General features: G+C 72.7%; 12 protein-coding genes. 11 read left to right on the top strand and 1 reads right to left on the bottom strand.

From position 1 onward, the window contains the following. Nucleotides 1-45: 45 nt before the first annotated feature. The 11 genes from pyrR to AB0N84_RS08955 all read left to right on the top strand — a co-directional run bounded on the left by pyrR (nucleotide 46) and on the right by AB0N84_RS08955 (nucleotide 13,454). Nucleotides 46-699: a bifunctional pyr operon transcriptional regulator/uracil phosphoribosyltransferase PyrR gene (gene pyrR / locus AB0N84_RS08905; RefSeq protein WP_363545351.1), complete on the top strand. Its 654-nt coding sequence runs from the start codon at nucleotides 46-48 to the stop codon at nucleotides 697-699. Continuing rightward, a complete protein-coding gene (locus AB0N84_RS08910; RefSeq protein WP_069710795.1) occupies nucleotides 699-1,661 on the top strand; it encodes an aspartate carbamoyltransferase catalytic subunit in 963 nt (320 codons plus the stop codon). The genes pyrR and AB0N84_RS08910 overlap by 1 nt, the downstream gene beginning before the upstream one ends. Then, nucleotides 1,658-3,013 (top strand): dihydroorotase, encoded by a 1,356-nt coding sequence (locus AB0N84_RS08915; protein WP_363545354.1) that lies wholly within the window; start codon nucleotides 1,658-1,660, stop codon nucleotides 3,011-3,013. The genes AB0N84_RS08910 and AB0N84_RS08915 overlap by 4 nt, the downstream gene beginning before the upstream one ends. Next, nucleotides 3,010-3,552 carry a hypothetical protein gene (locus AB0N84_RS08920; RefSeq protein ID WP_363545357.1) on the top strand — a complete coding sequence of 181 codons (543 nt, stop codon included), beginning with the start codon at nucleotides 3,010-3,012 and terminating at the stop codon, nucleotides 3,550-3,552. Before AB0N84_RS08915 ends, AB0N84_RS08920 begins: the two co-directional genes overlap by 4 nt. After that, on the top strand, nucleotides 3,552-4,751 hold the full coding sequence (gene carA, locus AB0N84_RS08925) for a glutamine-hydrolyzing carbamoyl-phosphate synthase small subunit (RefSeq protein ID WP_363545360.1): 1,200 nt from the start codon (nucleotides 3,552-3,554) through the stop codon (nucleotides 4,749-4,751). Before AB0N84_RS08920 ends, carA begins: the two co-directional genes overlap by 1 nt. Next, complete coding sequence (carB, locus tag AB0N84_RS08930; RefSeq protein ID WP_363545363.1) at nucleotides 4,751-8,029, top strand: carbamoyl-phosphate synthase large subunit; 3,279 nt, start codon at nucleotides 4,751-4,753, stop codon at nucleotides 8,027-8,029. The genes carA and carB overlap by 1 nt, the downstream gene beginning before the upstream one ends. Next, nucleotides 8,026-8,922: an orotidine-5'-phosphate decarboxylase gene (pyrF, locus tag AB0N84_RS08935; RefSeq protein WP_259346263.1), complete on the top strand. Its 897-nt coding sequence runs from the start codon at nucleotides 8,026-8,028 to the stop codon at nucleotides 8,920-8,922. Before carB ends, pyrF begins: the two co-directional genes overlap by 4 nt. A 59-nt stretch (nucleotides 8,923-8,981) precedes the next feature. Beyond that, a complete protein-coding gene (gene gmk / locus AB0N84_RS08940) occupies nucleotides 8,982-9,875 on the top strand; it encodes a guanylate kinase (RefSeq protein ID WP_069711360.1) in 894 nt (297 codons plus the stop codon). 61 nt (nucleotides 9,876-9,936) lie between these two features. Continuing rightward, on the top strand, nucleotides 9,937-10,200 hold the full coding sequence (gene rpoZ, locus AB0N84_RS08945; protein ID WP_022906709.1) for a DNA-directed RNA polymerase subunit omega: 264 nt from the start codon (nucleotides 9,937-9,939) through the stop codon (nucleotides 10,198-10,200). Nucleotides 10,201-10,205: 5 nt separating this feature from the next. Continuing rightward, on the top strand, nucleotides 10,206-11,420 hold the full coding sequence (gene metK, locus AB0N84_RS08950) for a methionine adenosyltransferase (RefSeq protein WP_069710800.1): 1,215 nt from the start codon (nucleotides 10,206-10,208) through the stop codon (nucleotides 11,418-11,420). A gap of 9 nt (nucleotides 11,421-11,429) precedes the next feature. Further along, entirely contained in the window at nucleotides 11,430-13,454 is a 2,025-nt protein-coding gene (locus tag AB0N84_RS08955) for a primosomal protein N' (RefSeq protein WP_363545369.1), read from the top strand. Nucleotides 13,455-13,560: 106 nt separating this feature from the next. Here the strand turns inward: AB0N84_RS08955 and AB0N84_RS08960 are convergent, their stop codons facing one another. Continuing rightward, nucleotides 13,561-14,016: a DUF4383 domain-containing protein gene (locus AB0N84_RS08960; RefSeq protein WP_363545372.1), complete on the bottom strand. Its 456-nt coding sequence runs from the start codon at nucleotides 14,014-14,016 to the stop codon at nucleotides 13,561-13,563. Nucleotides 14,017-14,038 lie beyond the last annotated feature (22 nt).

Raw genomic sequence — 14,038 nt, forward strand, 5'->3', positions numbered from 1 at the left:
CAGCGTCCTTTAAGTCCGTCCGGTGAGGCGGGGAAGGAGGTCGGCGTGGGAACCAGAACGGTCCTGCAACAGCCCGACATCACGCGTGCTCTGACACGCATCGCGCACGAGATCCTCGAGACCAACCACGGGGCCTCGGACCTCGTGCTCCTGGGCATCCCGACACGGGGTACCGTCCTGGCCGAGCGGCTCGACCGCGTCCTGGCCGACATCGAACCCGAGTGGACCGTGGACCGCGACCAGCGGCTCGGCACGCTCGACGTGACGATGCACCGGGACGACCTCGGCCACGGCATCGGTCGTGCGCCGCACCGCACGACCATCCCGACGAGCGGCATCGACGGCAAGGTCGTCGTGCTCGTCGACGACGTGCTCTACTCCGGGCGGACGGTCCGGGCTGCCCTCGACGCCCTGCAGGGCATCGGGCGCCCGCGGGCGGTCCGGCTCGCGGTGCTCGTCGACCGCGGCCACCGGCAGCTGCCGATCCGCGCCGACCACGTCGGCAAGAACCTGCCGACCGCGTCCGACGAGCGGGTCACCCTCCGGCTGACGGAGACGGACGGCGCCGACGAGGTCGTGATCGAGCAGCCCGACCAGGCCGAGCGGCCCGAGCAGCCCGACCAGGCCGAGCGGCCCGAGCAGCCCGACCAGGCCGAGCGGCCCGACCAGCCCGAGCGGCAGCAGGGAGGTCACGCCTGATGCGCCACCTCCTCTCCACCGCCGACCTCTCCCGCACCGAGGCGATCCGCATCCTCGACGTCGCCGAGGAGATGGCCGAGGTCAACACCCGCGAGGTCCGGAAGCTCCCGGCGCTCCGCGGCAAGACCGTCGTGAACCTCTTCTTCGAGGACTCCACCCGCACCCGCATCTCGTTCGAGGCCGCCGCGAAGCGCCTCTCCGCGGACGTCATCAACTTCGCCGCGAAGGGGTCGAGCGTCTCGAAGGGCGAGTCGCTCAAGGACACCGTGCAGACCCTGGGCGCGATGGGCATCGACGGCATCGTGATGCGCCACCCGGCGTCGGGGGCCCCGCGGGTCCTCGCGGAGGCGGACTGGATCGACGTCCCCGTGGTGAACGCCGGCGACGGCACGCACGAGCACCCGACGCAGGCGCTGCTCGACGCCTTCACGATGCGCCGCCGGTTGCACGGGGGCGCCAGCCGCGGGCAGGGCCTCGACGGCGTGCGCGTGACGATCGTCGGCGACGTCCTGCACAGCCGCGTCGCACGGAGCAACGCGTGGCTGCTCCGCACGCTCGGCGCCGAGGTCACCTTCGCCGCGCCGCCCACGCTGCTGCCCGCCGTCGACCGGCCGTTCGGGGCCGCCGTGCACCACGACCTCGACGCGGCCCTCGCCGAGGACCCGGACGTCGTGATGCTCCTCCGCATCCAGCAGGAGCGGATGAACGACGCCTTCTTCCCGAACCCCCGCGAGTACACGCGGCACTTCGGGCTGACCGCCGCCCGCGCGGCCGCGCTGTCCGAGCGCACGCTGATCATGCACCCCGGGCCGATGAACCGCGGGCTCGAGATCGCCGGCGTGGCCGCCGACGACCCCCGCTCGACGGTGGTCGAGCAGGTCGCGAACGGCGTGTCGGTCCGCATGGCCGTGCTCTACCTCGCCCTGACCGGCGAGCACGAACCGAAGGAGTCCGTCGCATGACCGCCCACCTCATCCGCGGCGCGCAGCTGGTCGACGGCACGCGTGCCGACATCCGCCTGGAGGGACGGCGCATCGAAGCGGTCGGGTCCGGTCTCGACGTGGCCGGCGCCACGGTCGTCGACGCGGACGGGCTGATCGCCCTGCCCGGTCTCGTGGACCTCCACACCCACCTGCGCGAGCCCGGCGCCGAGGAGTCGGAGACGGTGCTCACCGGCTCACGCGCCGCGGCCGCCGGCGGCTTCACCGCCGTGAACGCGATGGCGAACTCCTCGCCCGTCGCCGACACGGCCGGGGTCGTCGAGCAGGTGCAGGCGCTCGGGGACGACGCCGGGTACGTCACGGTCCGACCCATCGGCGCGGTCTCGCAGGGGCTGCAGGGAACGCACCTGTCCGAGATCGGCGCGATGGCGACCAGCCGTGCGAAGGTGCGGGTGTTCTCGGACGACGGGTCCTGCGTCGCCGACCCGCTGCTCATGCGCCGGGCGCTCGAGTACATCAAGGGCTTCGGCGGGGTGCTCGCGCAGCACGCGCAGGAGCCCCGACTGACCGTCGGCGCGCAGATGAACGAGGGCCGGCTGTCGTCGGAACTCGGTCTGGCGGGTTGGCCGGCCGTCGCGGAGGAGGCGATCATCGCCCGTGACGTCCTGCTCGCCGACCACGTCGGGGCGCGGTTGCACGTCTGCCACGTCTCGACCGCCGGCAGCGTCGAGGTCATCCGGTGGGCGAAGTCCCGCGGGATCGACGTCACCGCCGAGGTCACGCCGCACCACCTCGTGCTCACCGAGGACCTCATCGCGGGAGTCGACGGCGCCCCCGGCTACGACGCCCGGTACAAGGTGAACCCGCCGCTGCGCTCGCGCGAGGACGTCGACGCCCTGCGCGCGGCCCTCGCCGACGGGACGATCGACATCGTCGCGACCGACCACGCCCCGCACACCGCCGAGGCGAAGTGCTGCGAGTGGCCGGCCGCCGCGAACGGCATGGTCGGGCTCGAGTCGGCGCTGAGCGTCGTGCACGCCGCGGTGGTCGACAGCGGGCAGCTGGGCTGGACCGACGTCGCCCGCGTGCTGTCCGAGGCACCCGCGCGCATCGGGCAGGTCGAGGGCCACGGTCGCGGCGTCGTCGCGGGCGCCCCCGCCGAGCTGACGCTGTACGACCCCGCCGCCGTGCGCGAGTTCTCGGTCGACGACCTGCACGGCCAGTCGCAGAACTCGCCGTACCTCGGCATGCGCCTGCCCGGCCGGGTCGTCGCGACCTTCCACCAGGGGTACCCGACGCTCGTCGACGGTGCGCTGGTCGACGCGCACACCGTCGCCGCGAACGCCACGGCGGCCCGGACGGCGGTCGCATGACCGGCGACGCACTGCGGTGGCTCGAGGGCGCGGTCATCCTCGCCCTCGTCGCACTGCTGTTCGTCGCGATGGCGCGCACCTGGCGGACGCGGGCCAGGAGACAGGCGGACACCGTGCCTCCCGTCCCGGTCCCGTCCGGGCTCGGACCGGCGGCCGGTTCGTGGGACGGGTTCACCGTCGCGACGACCCGCGCCGACCAGCCGCTCGAACGGATCACGGCGGGCGGACTCGGGTTCCGGGGCCGCGGCGGCGTGACCGTCCACGACACCGGGGTGGTGCTGCACCACGCCGGTACCGACGACCGCTGGATCGCGGCCGACGCCGTCCGCGGTGCCGACCGCGCGACGACGGCCATCGACCGGGTGGTCGAGCCCGGGGGACTGGTCCGTCTGCGATGGACGGCGACCGGCGCCGCAGGAGCGACGGACCTCGACACCTACTTCCGGTTCCCGCAGGGCGGCGCAGCAGCACTCGCCGCCCTGCAGGGACTGACGACGACGCACGAACCCCCGCACACCGCGGGCGAAGGGACGAACTGATGACACGCGAACGGGCCGTACTGGTCCTCGAGGACGGCACCCGGTACGACGGTTGGGCGTACGGCGCCCGAGGCCGCACCCTGGGCGAGGTCGTCTTCGCCACGGGCATGACCGGCTACCAGGAGACGCTGACCGACCCGTCCTACGCCGGGCAGATCGTGGTGCAGACCGCGCCGCACATCGGCAACACGGGGGTCAACGACGAGGACCCCGAGTCGCGACGCATCTGGGTCGCGGGCTACGTCGTGCGCGACCCCAGCCGCGTCGTGTCGAACCACCGTGCGAACGCGACGCTCGACGACCACCTCGTGCGCGACGGCATCGTCGGCATCTCCGGCATCGACACCCGGGCGTTGACCCGCCGGATCCGCGACGCGGGTGCGATGAAGGGCGGCGTGTTCAGCGGTGCCGACGCGGCCCTGCCGGCCGCCGAGCAGGAGCAGCTGGTGCGCGACCAGGCGGGCATGGCCGGTGCGAGCTTCTCGTCGATCGTCTCGACGCCCGAGACGTACGTGGTCCCCGCCGTCGGCGAGCAGATCGGCCGGCTGGCCGTGCTCGACCTCGGCGTGAAGGCGTCGACCACCCGGTACCTCGCCGAGCGCGGGTTCGAGGTGCACGTCGTGCCGCAGGACATCACGCCCGAGGCGCTGCAGGAGCTCGACCCGGACGCGCTCTTCTACTCGAACGGCCCCGGCGACCCCGCCGCCTCCGACGCGCAGGTCTCGCTCCTGCAGGACTCCCTGAAGACCGGACGTCCGTTCTTCGGCATCTGCTTCGGCAACCAGCTGCTCGGCCGCGCGCTCGGCTTCGGCACCTACAAGCTGCCGTTCGGCCACCGCGGCATCAACCAGCCGGTGCTCGACACCGCCACCGGCAAGGTCGAGATCACCAGCCAGAACCACGGCTTCGCGGTCGACGCGCCCCTGGGCGAGGTCGTCGAGTCCCCGGCCGGCTTCGGCCGCGTCGAGGTCTCGCACTACTCGCTGAACGACCAGGTCGTCGAGGGCCTGCGCGCGCTCGACGTACCTGCCTTCAGCGTGCAGTACCACCCAGAGGCGGCGGCCGGCCCGCACGACTCGATGTACCTGTTCGACCGGTTCGCGGACCTCGTGCGCGAGCGCCGAGCCGGCGAGCCGCTCGACCCCGCGACCGCCACCGCGACCACCCCGGCCGCCGACATCACCAAGGGAGCCAACTGATGCCGAAGCGCGCAGACATCAACTCCGTCCTCGTCATCGGCTCCGGCCCGATCGTCATCGGGCAGGCCGCCGAGTTCGACTACTCCGGCACCCAGGCGTGCCGCGTCCTCCGCGCCGAGGGCGTCCGCGTGATCCTCGTCAACCCGAACCCGGCGACGATCATGACCGACCCGGACTTCGCCGACGCGACGTACATCGAGCCGATCACGAGCGCCTCGCTCGAGGAGATCATCAAGATCGAGCGTCCGGACGCGGTCCTGCCGACGCTCGGCGGGCAGACGGCGCTCAACGCCGCGATCAAGCTCGACGCCGAGGGCATCCTCGCGAAGTACGACGTCGAGCTCATCGGCGCGAAGGTCGACGCCATCCAGCGCGGTGAGGACCGCCAGCTCTTCAAGGAGCTCGTCCTCGAGTCCGGTGCGGACGTCGCCCGCAGCCACATCGCGCACACGCTCGAGGAGGCCAAGGAGTACGCGCAGGACCTCGGCTACCCGCTCGTCGTCCGGCCCTCCTTCACGATGGGCGGCCTCGGTTCCGGCTTCGCCTACAACGAGGAGGAGCTGGTCCGCTTCGTCGGCGACGGCCTGCAGTCGAGCCCGACCACCGAGGTGCTCCTCGAGGAGTCGATCCTCGGCTGGAAGGAGTACGAGCTCGAGCTCATGCGCGACAACTTCGACAACACGGTCGTCATCTGCTCGATCGAGAACGTCGACCCCGTGGGCGTGCACACCGGTGACTCGATCACCGTCGCACCCGCGCTGACGCTGACCGACCGCGAGTACCAGAACATGCGGAACATCGGCATCGACATCATCCGTCGCGTCGGCGTCGACACCGGCGGCTGCAACATCCAGTTCGCCGTCGACCCGTCGAACGGCCGCCTGATCGTCATCGAGATGAACCCGCGCGTGTCCCGCTCGTCGGCGCTCGCCTCGAAGGCGACGGGCTTCCCGATCGCCAAGATCGCCGCGAAGCTCGCGATCGGGTACCGCCTCGACGAGATCGAGAACGACATCACGCGCGTCACGCCCGCGAGCTTCGAGCCGACGCTCGACTACGTCGTCGTGAAGACCCCGCGCTTCGCGTTCGAGAAGTTCCCGGCTGCCGACGCCACCCTGACCACGACGATGAAGAGCGTCGGCGAGGCGATGGCCATCGGTCGCAACTACGCGACGGCGCTGCAGAAGTCCCTGCGGAGCCTCGAGAAGCGCGGATCGAGCTTCCACTGGGACACCCCGGCGGCGGAGCTCGACAAGGACGCCCTGCTGACCGAGGCCCAGGTGCCGACCGACGGCCGCATCGTGACCGTGCAGCAGGCCCTGGTCGCCGGCGCCACGGCGGACGAGGTCTTCGAGGCCACGAAGATCGACCCGTGGTTCATCGACCAGATCGTGCTCATCAACGAGGTCGCGTCCGAGGTGGCCGCCGCCGAGACGCTCGACGCGGACACGCTGCGCTGGGCGAAGGAGCACGGCTTCAGCGACGCGCAGATCGCCTCGCTGCGCGGGATCTCCGAGCAGGAGGCCCGCGACGCGCGGCACACCGCAGGCATCCGCCCGGTCTTCAAGACGGTCGACACCTGCGCCGGCGAGTTCCCGGCCCTGACGCCGTACCACTACTCGTCGTACGACACCGAGACCGAGGTCGCCCCGAGCGACCGCAGGAAGGTTGTCATCCTCGGCTCCGGTCCGAACCGCATCGGCCAGGGCGTCGAGTTCGACTACTCCTGCGTGCACGCGTCGTTCGCGCTGAGCGACGCCGGGTTCGAGACGATCATGATCAACTGCAACCCCGAGACGGTGTCGACCGACTACGACACCTCGGACCGGCTCTACTTCGAGCCGCTCACCACCGAGGACGTCCTCGAGGTCATCGAGGCCGAGGCCGCGTCCGGCGAGCTCGTCGGCGTCGTCGTCCAGCTCGGCGGCCAGACCGCCCTGGGCCTGGCGAAGCCGCTCGAGGCGGCCGGCATCCCGATCCTCGGCACCAGCCCGAGCGCGATCGACTCCGCCGAGGAGCGTGGGCAGTTCGCCGCGATCCTCGAGCAGGCCGGGCTGCTCGCGCCCCGCAACGGCACCGCCCACGACCTCGCCAGCGCGACCGCGGTTGCCGAGGAGATCGGCTACCCGGTCCTCGTCCGCCCGTCGTTCGTGCTCGGCGGCCGCGGCATGGAGATCGTGTACGACCCGACCGCCCTCGCCGACTACTTCGACCGGATGGCCGACCAGGCGATCATCGGCCCGGACCTGCCGCTGCTCGTGGACCGGTTCCTCGACGACGCCGTGGAGATCGACGTCGACGCCCTGTTCGACGGCGACCGGCTCTACATCGGCGGCATCATGGAGCACATCGAGGAGGCCGGCATCCACTCCGGCGACTCGGCGTGCACCCTGCCCCCGGTCGGACTCGGCAGGGCGGAGATCCGCGGGGTCGTCGAGGCGACCGAGCGGATCGCCCGTGGCATCGGCGTCCGCGGGCTGCTCAACGTGCAGTTCGCCATCGGGGCCGGCGTGCTCTACGTCCTCGAGGCGAACCCGCGCGCCAGCCGCACGGTCCCGTTCGTGTCGAAGGCCCTCGGCATCCCGCTCGCCAAGGCCGCGTCCCGCATCATGACCGGCACGTCGATCGACGCGCTCGTCGGCGAGGGCCTGCTGCCCGAGCGCGACGGCTCCTCGGTGCCCCCGCAGGCGCCGGTCGCGGTGAAGGAGGCCGTGCTGCCCTTCCGCCGCTTCCGCACGCACGACGGCCAGGTCGTCGACTCGGTGCTCAGCCCGGAGATGCGTTCCACCGGCGAGGTCATGGGCATCGACCGTGACTTCCCGCGCGCGTTCCTCAAGTCGCAGGACGCCGCGTACGGCGGGCTGCCGACGAGCGGCACGGTCTTCGTGAGCGTCGCGGACACCGACAAGCGCCAGGTCGTCCTGCCCGTGCACCGGCTGCAGCAGCTCGGCTTCACGATCACCGCGACCGAGGGCACCGCCGAGGTGCTCCGGCGAAACGGCATCGAGGTCACGCTCGTCGGCAAGTACAGCGAGGGCGGCGAGAGCGTCGTCGACCTGCTCGCACGCGACGCGGTCGACATCGTCATCAACACGCCCTCGGGTGCCGCCGGCCGCGCCGACGGCTACGAGATCCGTGCGGCGACGGTCGCGGCGGACAAGCCGCTGTTCACGACCATCGCGCAGCTCGGCGCGGCGGTCGCGGCCATCGAGACGATCGGCACGGCCCACTCGGTGCGCAGTCTGCAGGACTACGCGCTCGAGCGCGCCACCTGGTGACCGTCGACGTGTCGACGGCCCAGTCGGGAGGCGTGCCCTCCTTCGGCGTCCGGCTCGCCGCCGCCATGGGGGAGCGTTCCCCCCTGTGCGTCGGCATCGACCCCCACGCCGCCACCCTGGCGGCGTGGGGGCTGGGCCGCGACGAAGCCGGCCTGACGGCGTTCGGTGCGGTCCTCGTGGACGCGGCCGCCGGTCGGGCCGCGATCGTGAAGCCGCAGATCGCGTTCTTCGAGGCAGCGGGGGTGGCCGGCTACCGTGCGCTCGACGCGACCCTGCGTCGGGCGCGCGATGCGGGCCTCCTGACCGTCGCCGACGTCAAGCGCGGCGACATCGGGTCGACCGGTGACGACTACGCCCTGGCGTGGCTCGACCGCGACGGGCCGTTCCGGGCCGACGCGATGACCGTGTCGCCCTACCTCGGCTACGGCTCGCTCGCGGGCACGGTCGACGTCGCGCGCGACAACCGTGCCGGTGTCTTCGTCCTGGCGGCGACGAGCAACCCCGAGGCGCGCGTGCTGCAGACCGCCGTGCTCGCGGAGGGGCCGCGTGCGGGGCGGTCCGTCGCGGCGGGTATCGTCTTGGACGTGGCAGACGACAACCGGACCGGCGGCGAGCAGCCGCTGGGAGACGTCGGGCTCGTGCTCGGCGCCACCCTCGACCTGAACGACTTCGGCATCGACGCGGCGGCCATCGGCTCCGCCCCGGTGCTCGCTCCGGGCTTCGGCGCCCAGGGGGCCCGGATCGAGGACCTGCGGTCCCGGTACGGCTCGCGCGCCGAGCAGGTGCTCGTCAACGAGTCGCGCGGGTTGCTCACCGACGGACCCGACGGCGTCGCCGCCCTCGTGCAGGACCGCGCGGACCGCATCCGCGCCGCGCTGGGAGCCGCCGCGTGACGGACGGGACGACCCCCGGACCCGCTGACGACGCTGCCGGTGTCCCGGACCGCAGCGACCTGCCGGCGCACCGCAACCCACCGGAGGTCGACCGCGTCGCCGCCGCCCGGGCCGCGGTCGCCGCGCGTCGCGCCCGCGCCGCCGTGAAGGCGCAGGTCGCCTCGGGGGAGCGCAGCGCCCTCGAGGTCGCGCGTGCGGCCTGGACCGACGCCGACCTGCCGGCGGAGAAGTCCCTGCGGGTCCGCGACCTGCTCACGAGCATCTCCGGCATCGGCCCGGCGCGTGCCGAGGCGGTCATGGGCGAGCTGCGGATCGCGCCGTCGAAGCGCCTCGGTGGGCTCGGCAGCCGCCAGCGGACCGCGCTGGCCGACTGGCTCGCCGCCCGCGGCCGGAAGCGCGGCGCGTCGAAGCTCGTCGTCCTCGCCGGACCGACCGCGGTCGGCAAGGGCACCGTCAGTGCGCACATCCGCGAGCAGTACCCGGACGTCAACCTCAGCGTGTCGGCGACGACCCGGAAGCCCCGTCCGGGTGAGGTCGACGGCGTGCACTACTACTTCGTCGACGACGCCGAGTTCGACCGGATGATCCGTGACCGCGAGCTCCTCGAGTGGGCGGTCGTGCACAACTCGTACCGGTACGGCACGCCGCGTCCGCCGATCGACCGCGCGCTCGACGCCGGCGACAAGGTGATGCTCGAGATCGACCTGCAGGGCGCACGCCAGGTCCGCGACGCCATGCCCGAGGCCGTCCTGGTCTTCCTGCTGCCCCCGACCTGGGACGAACTCGTCCGCCGGCTCATCGGCCGCGGCACCGAGTCCGCCGAGGAGCAGGCGCGTCGTCTCGAGACGGCGAAGGTGGAACTCGCCGCGCAGGACGAGTTCGACGTGCGGATCGTGAACTCCGATGTCGGCACCGCGGCACGCGAGGTCGTAGACTTGTTCTCTGCGCCCTGACGGGTGCTCCCGCGTCGCGCGCACCCGCGCGCCCCGACGCCCGCCGACCGAGGAGGACCCCATGGCCAACCCCCAGGGCATCATCGACCCGCCCATCGACGACCTGCTCGCCAAGGTGGAGTCGAAGTACGCGCTCGTCATCTTCGCCTCGAAGCGTGCTCGTCAGATCAACGACTACTACGCCGACCTGCACGAGGGGTCGCTCTTCGACAACGTCGGCCCGCTCGTCGACTCGACGATCGACGACAAGCCGCTGTCCGTTGCTCTGCACGAGATCAACGAGGACAAGCTGACCGTCACCAAGCAGCAGCAGCCCACCGACTGACCGCGGTGACGAGCACCAACCTGCGCCTCTTCACGTCCGAGTCGGTGACGGAGGGGCACCCCGACAAGATCTGCGACCAGATCTCGGACACCATCCTCGACGCCCTGCTCGCGGCCGACCCGCACGCGCGGGTCGCCGTCGAGACCATGGTGACGACGGGTCTGGTGCACGTCGCCGGCGAGGTCACGACCTCCGGCTACGTCGAGATCCCGAAGCTCGTGCGCGACGTCATCACGGGCATCGGCTACAACTCGTCGGAGGTCTCCTTCGACGGCCGCACGTGCGGGGTCGAGGTGTCGATCGGCGCGCAGTCGCCGGACATCGCTCAGGGCGTCGACGAGTCGCTCGACAGCCGTTCGGGTGCCGGGGTCGACCCGCTCGACCGCCAGGGTGCCGGTGACCAGGGCATCATGTTCGGCTTCGCGACGAACGAGACGCCCGAGTACATGCCCGTCGCGATCTGGCTCGCCCACCGCCTGGCGGAGCGGCTCGCCGAGGTCCGCAAGACGGGTGTGCTCGACTTCCTCCGTCCGGACGGCAAGACGCAGGTCACGGTCGGCTACGACGGCGTCGTGCCGAAGACGGTCGAGACCGTCGTGCTCTCCACGCAGCACTCGCCGGCGGTCACGCTCGACGAGCTCACCGCGCAGATCACCGAGCACGTCATCCGCCCGGTGCTCGACCTGGTCGACCTCGACTCGTCGCACGTCGACGTCATCGTGAACCCGACCGGCCGCTTCGAGATCGGCGGCCCGCAGGGCGACGCCGGCCTCACCGGTCGCAAGGTCATCGTCGACACCTACGGCGGTGCCTCCCGGCACGGCGGCGGCGCGTTCAGCGGCAAGGACCCGTCGAAGGTCGACCGTTCGGCGGCCTACGCCCTGCGCTGGGTCGCGAAGAACGCCGTCGCCGCGGGACTCGCGGACCGGCTCGAGGTGCAGGTGGCGTACGCCATCGGCCGCGCGAAGCCCGTCGGGCTCTACGTCGAGTCGTTCGGCACCGGCCACGTCGACGACGCCACCATCGAGGCGGCGATCACCGAGGTGTTCGACCTGCGTCCGGCCGCGATCATCCGCGATCTCGACCTGCTCAAGCCGCGCTACGCCCAGACCGCCGCGTACGGGCACTTCGGCCGTGAGCTCCCCGGCTTCACCTGGGAGCAGCTCGACCGCGTCGAGGAACTCCGCGCCGCCGCAGGACTCGTCGCCGCCGCCGTCTAGGCACACCGCGTGACCACCGTCGCGCGCGTCGTCCTCGACTCGCCGCTCCCGCAGTTGGACCGTCTGTTCGACTACCGGGTGCCGGCCGAGCTCGAGGACGACTGCGTGCCGGGGGTGCGCGTCAAGGTGCCGCTGCGCACCGGCGCCCGGATGTCCGACGCGTACGTCGTCGAGGTCGTCTCCGAGGGGGACTGGCCCGGCGAACTCAGCCAGGTCGAGCAGGTCGTCTCGCCGGTGCCGGTGCTCGCGCCGGAGGTCTGGACGCTCGCGCGGGCGGTCGCCGACCGCGCCGCGGGGGTCGCATCCGACGTGCTGCGGCTCGCCGTCCCGCCGCGCCAGGTGCGCGCCGAGAAGGCCTGGCTCGCCCGCGACCCCGGGTGGTCGCCCCCGGCGGTCGGCGCGCCGCCCGTCACGGGGTACGCCCAGGGCGTCCTGGAGGCCCTGGTCGCCGACCACGGTCGCGCTGCGGTCGCCGCCGTGCCGCACCCGGTGGCGCTCACCCCGGCGCCGGGATCGAGCGCCGCCGGCGCCGCCGGTCCCGCCGACGTCACCGCCCCGGTGTGGGTCCCCGGCTGGGCGGCCACGATCGCGCAGGCGGCGGCACGCGCCGTCGCCACGGAGCAGTCCGCCGTGGTCGCCGTCCCCGACTTCCGCGACGTCACCGACCTCGAGCGGGCGCTCCTCGCCGTGCTGCCCGCCGAGCGGGTCGTGCGCTTCGACGCCAAGCAGACGAACGGCGCACGGGCGAAGGCGCTGCTGCAGGCCCGCTCGCACGCGGTCGTCGCGATCGGCAACCGCACCGCGATGTACGCCCCGGCGACCGACCTCGGGCTCATCGCGGTGTGGGACGACGGGGACGCGTCGTTCGTCGAGCCCCGTGCGCCCTACGTGCACACCCGCGACGTGGCCCTCGTCCGCGCCGCCCAGTCGGGCGCGGCGCTCCTGTTCGTCTCGCACGCCCGCAGCACGGACGTGCAGCGCCTGGTCGAGCTGCAGTGGTTGGACGACGTGACGCCGTACCGCGTCCCGACGCCGAAGGTGATCCCGACCGTGCAGCAGAGCGGCGCCGAGGGCTTCGCCGCGCAGGCCCGCATCCCGAGCACCGCGTGGCGCGCCGCGCGCGAGGCCAGCCAGCACGGCCCCGTCCTCGTGCAGGTCGCGAGCCCCGGCTTCGGGACCGGCCTGGTCTGCGCCGAGTGCGGGGAGCGCGCGCACTGCCGGATCTGCGGGGGACCGCTCGGCCAGCCGCACCGGGGCGCGACGCCGCAGTGCCGGTTCTGCGGTGCCCTCGCGGTCGGCTTCCGCTGCCCGACGTGCGGCAACGGCACCGTGAAGCCGGTGGGCCAGGGCGCCCAAAGAACCGCGGACGAGCTCGGCCGGGCCTTCCCGGGCACGCGGATCGTCGTCGCCGACGGGACACGACCGCTCGACGAGGTGCCGGCGCGGCCGTCCGTCGTGGTCGCCACCCGTGGGGCCGAGCCCGACGTGCCGGGCGGCTACGCCTGCGTGCTCCTGCTCGACGGCGAGCGGATGCTGGCGCGCGAGGGCCTCCGCGTGCAGGAGGACGTCCTCCGCTTCTGGACCGGTGCCGCCGCGAAGGGCGCACCCGGGGCCGAGGTGTACCTCGTCGGCATCGGCGGGAAGCTGGCCACGGCGATGGCGCTCTGGCGGCTGGACGGTCCCGCGCACGACGAGCTCGTCGACCGCCGTGCCCTGCAATTCCCGCCGGCGATCCGGGTTGCGACGCTGACCGGCACGGACGAGGCCGTGACCGCCGCGGTCGAGGCGCTCGGCGACGCGACGGTCGGCGACGTGCTCGGACCCGTGCCGGTGCCGGACGACCCGACGCCGGGTACCGTCCGGGCCATCGTGCGGTTCCCCTACGCGCACGGGGCCGAGGTCGCGGCGACGCTCAAGGCCGAGGTGATCCGGCGCTCGTCGACGCGACGGGTGCTCCCCGGGGGCAACCGTCGCCGGGCGGCACCGACGCTCCGCGTGCGGCTCGACGACGCGGAACCCTTCACCGAGGTCTGACCGCCGCGAGCGCGTGTCTCGCAGGACGCAACGTGGGCGGTCCCTCGCAGCGGTACTGCGCTGCGGGGAACCGCCCACGTTGCGTGTCGCGGAGGGGGACCGGCGGTCAGGCGCCGACGGGCCGACGGCGCTCCCGCGGGAACACGACGCCGAGGGCGACCATGCCGATCGCGAGCACGAGGTGCAGCCAGTTGTCCGCCCAGTTCAGCGGCACGAAGTTCGCGCCGGACATCGTGCCGGCCGTGAACAGGCCGTAGACCCAGAGCACGAAGTAGACGACGCCGCCGAGCACGAGGTACATGCGCGACCCGGAGGCACGCGAGGCCGCGAGCAGCCCGACGACACCGAAGAGCAGGTGGACGATGTTGTGCAGCACCGAGACCTGGAAGATGCCGAGCAGCATCCCCATCGACGCGTGTCCCGCGCCGCCGAGCTCACCGGTGGTCAGGCCCGGGACGAACCCGGCGATGCCGACGAGCAGGAAGACGATGCCCACGACGAGCGCGACCTTCTGGATCGACGACCCGGCGTAGCGGTTGGTGGAGGTGGTGACGTCACTCATGTCACAGACGGTACGCAGGAGC

The organism is Curtobacterium sp. NPDC089185 (assembly GCF_040685235.1).
Lineage (GTDB): Bacteria > Actinomycetota > Actinomycetes > Actinomycetales > Microbacteriaceae > Curtobacterium > Curtobacterium citri.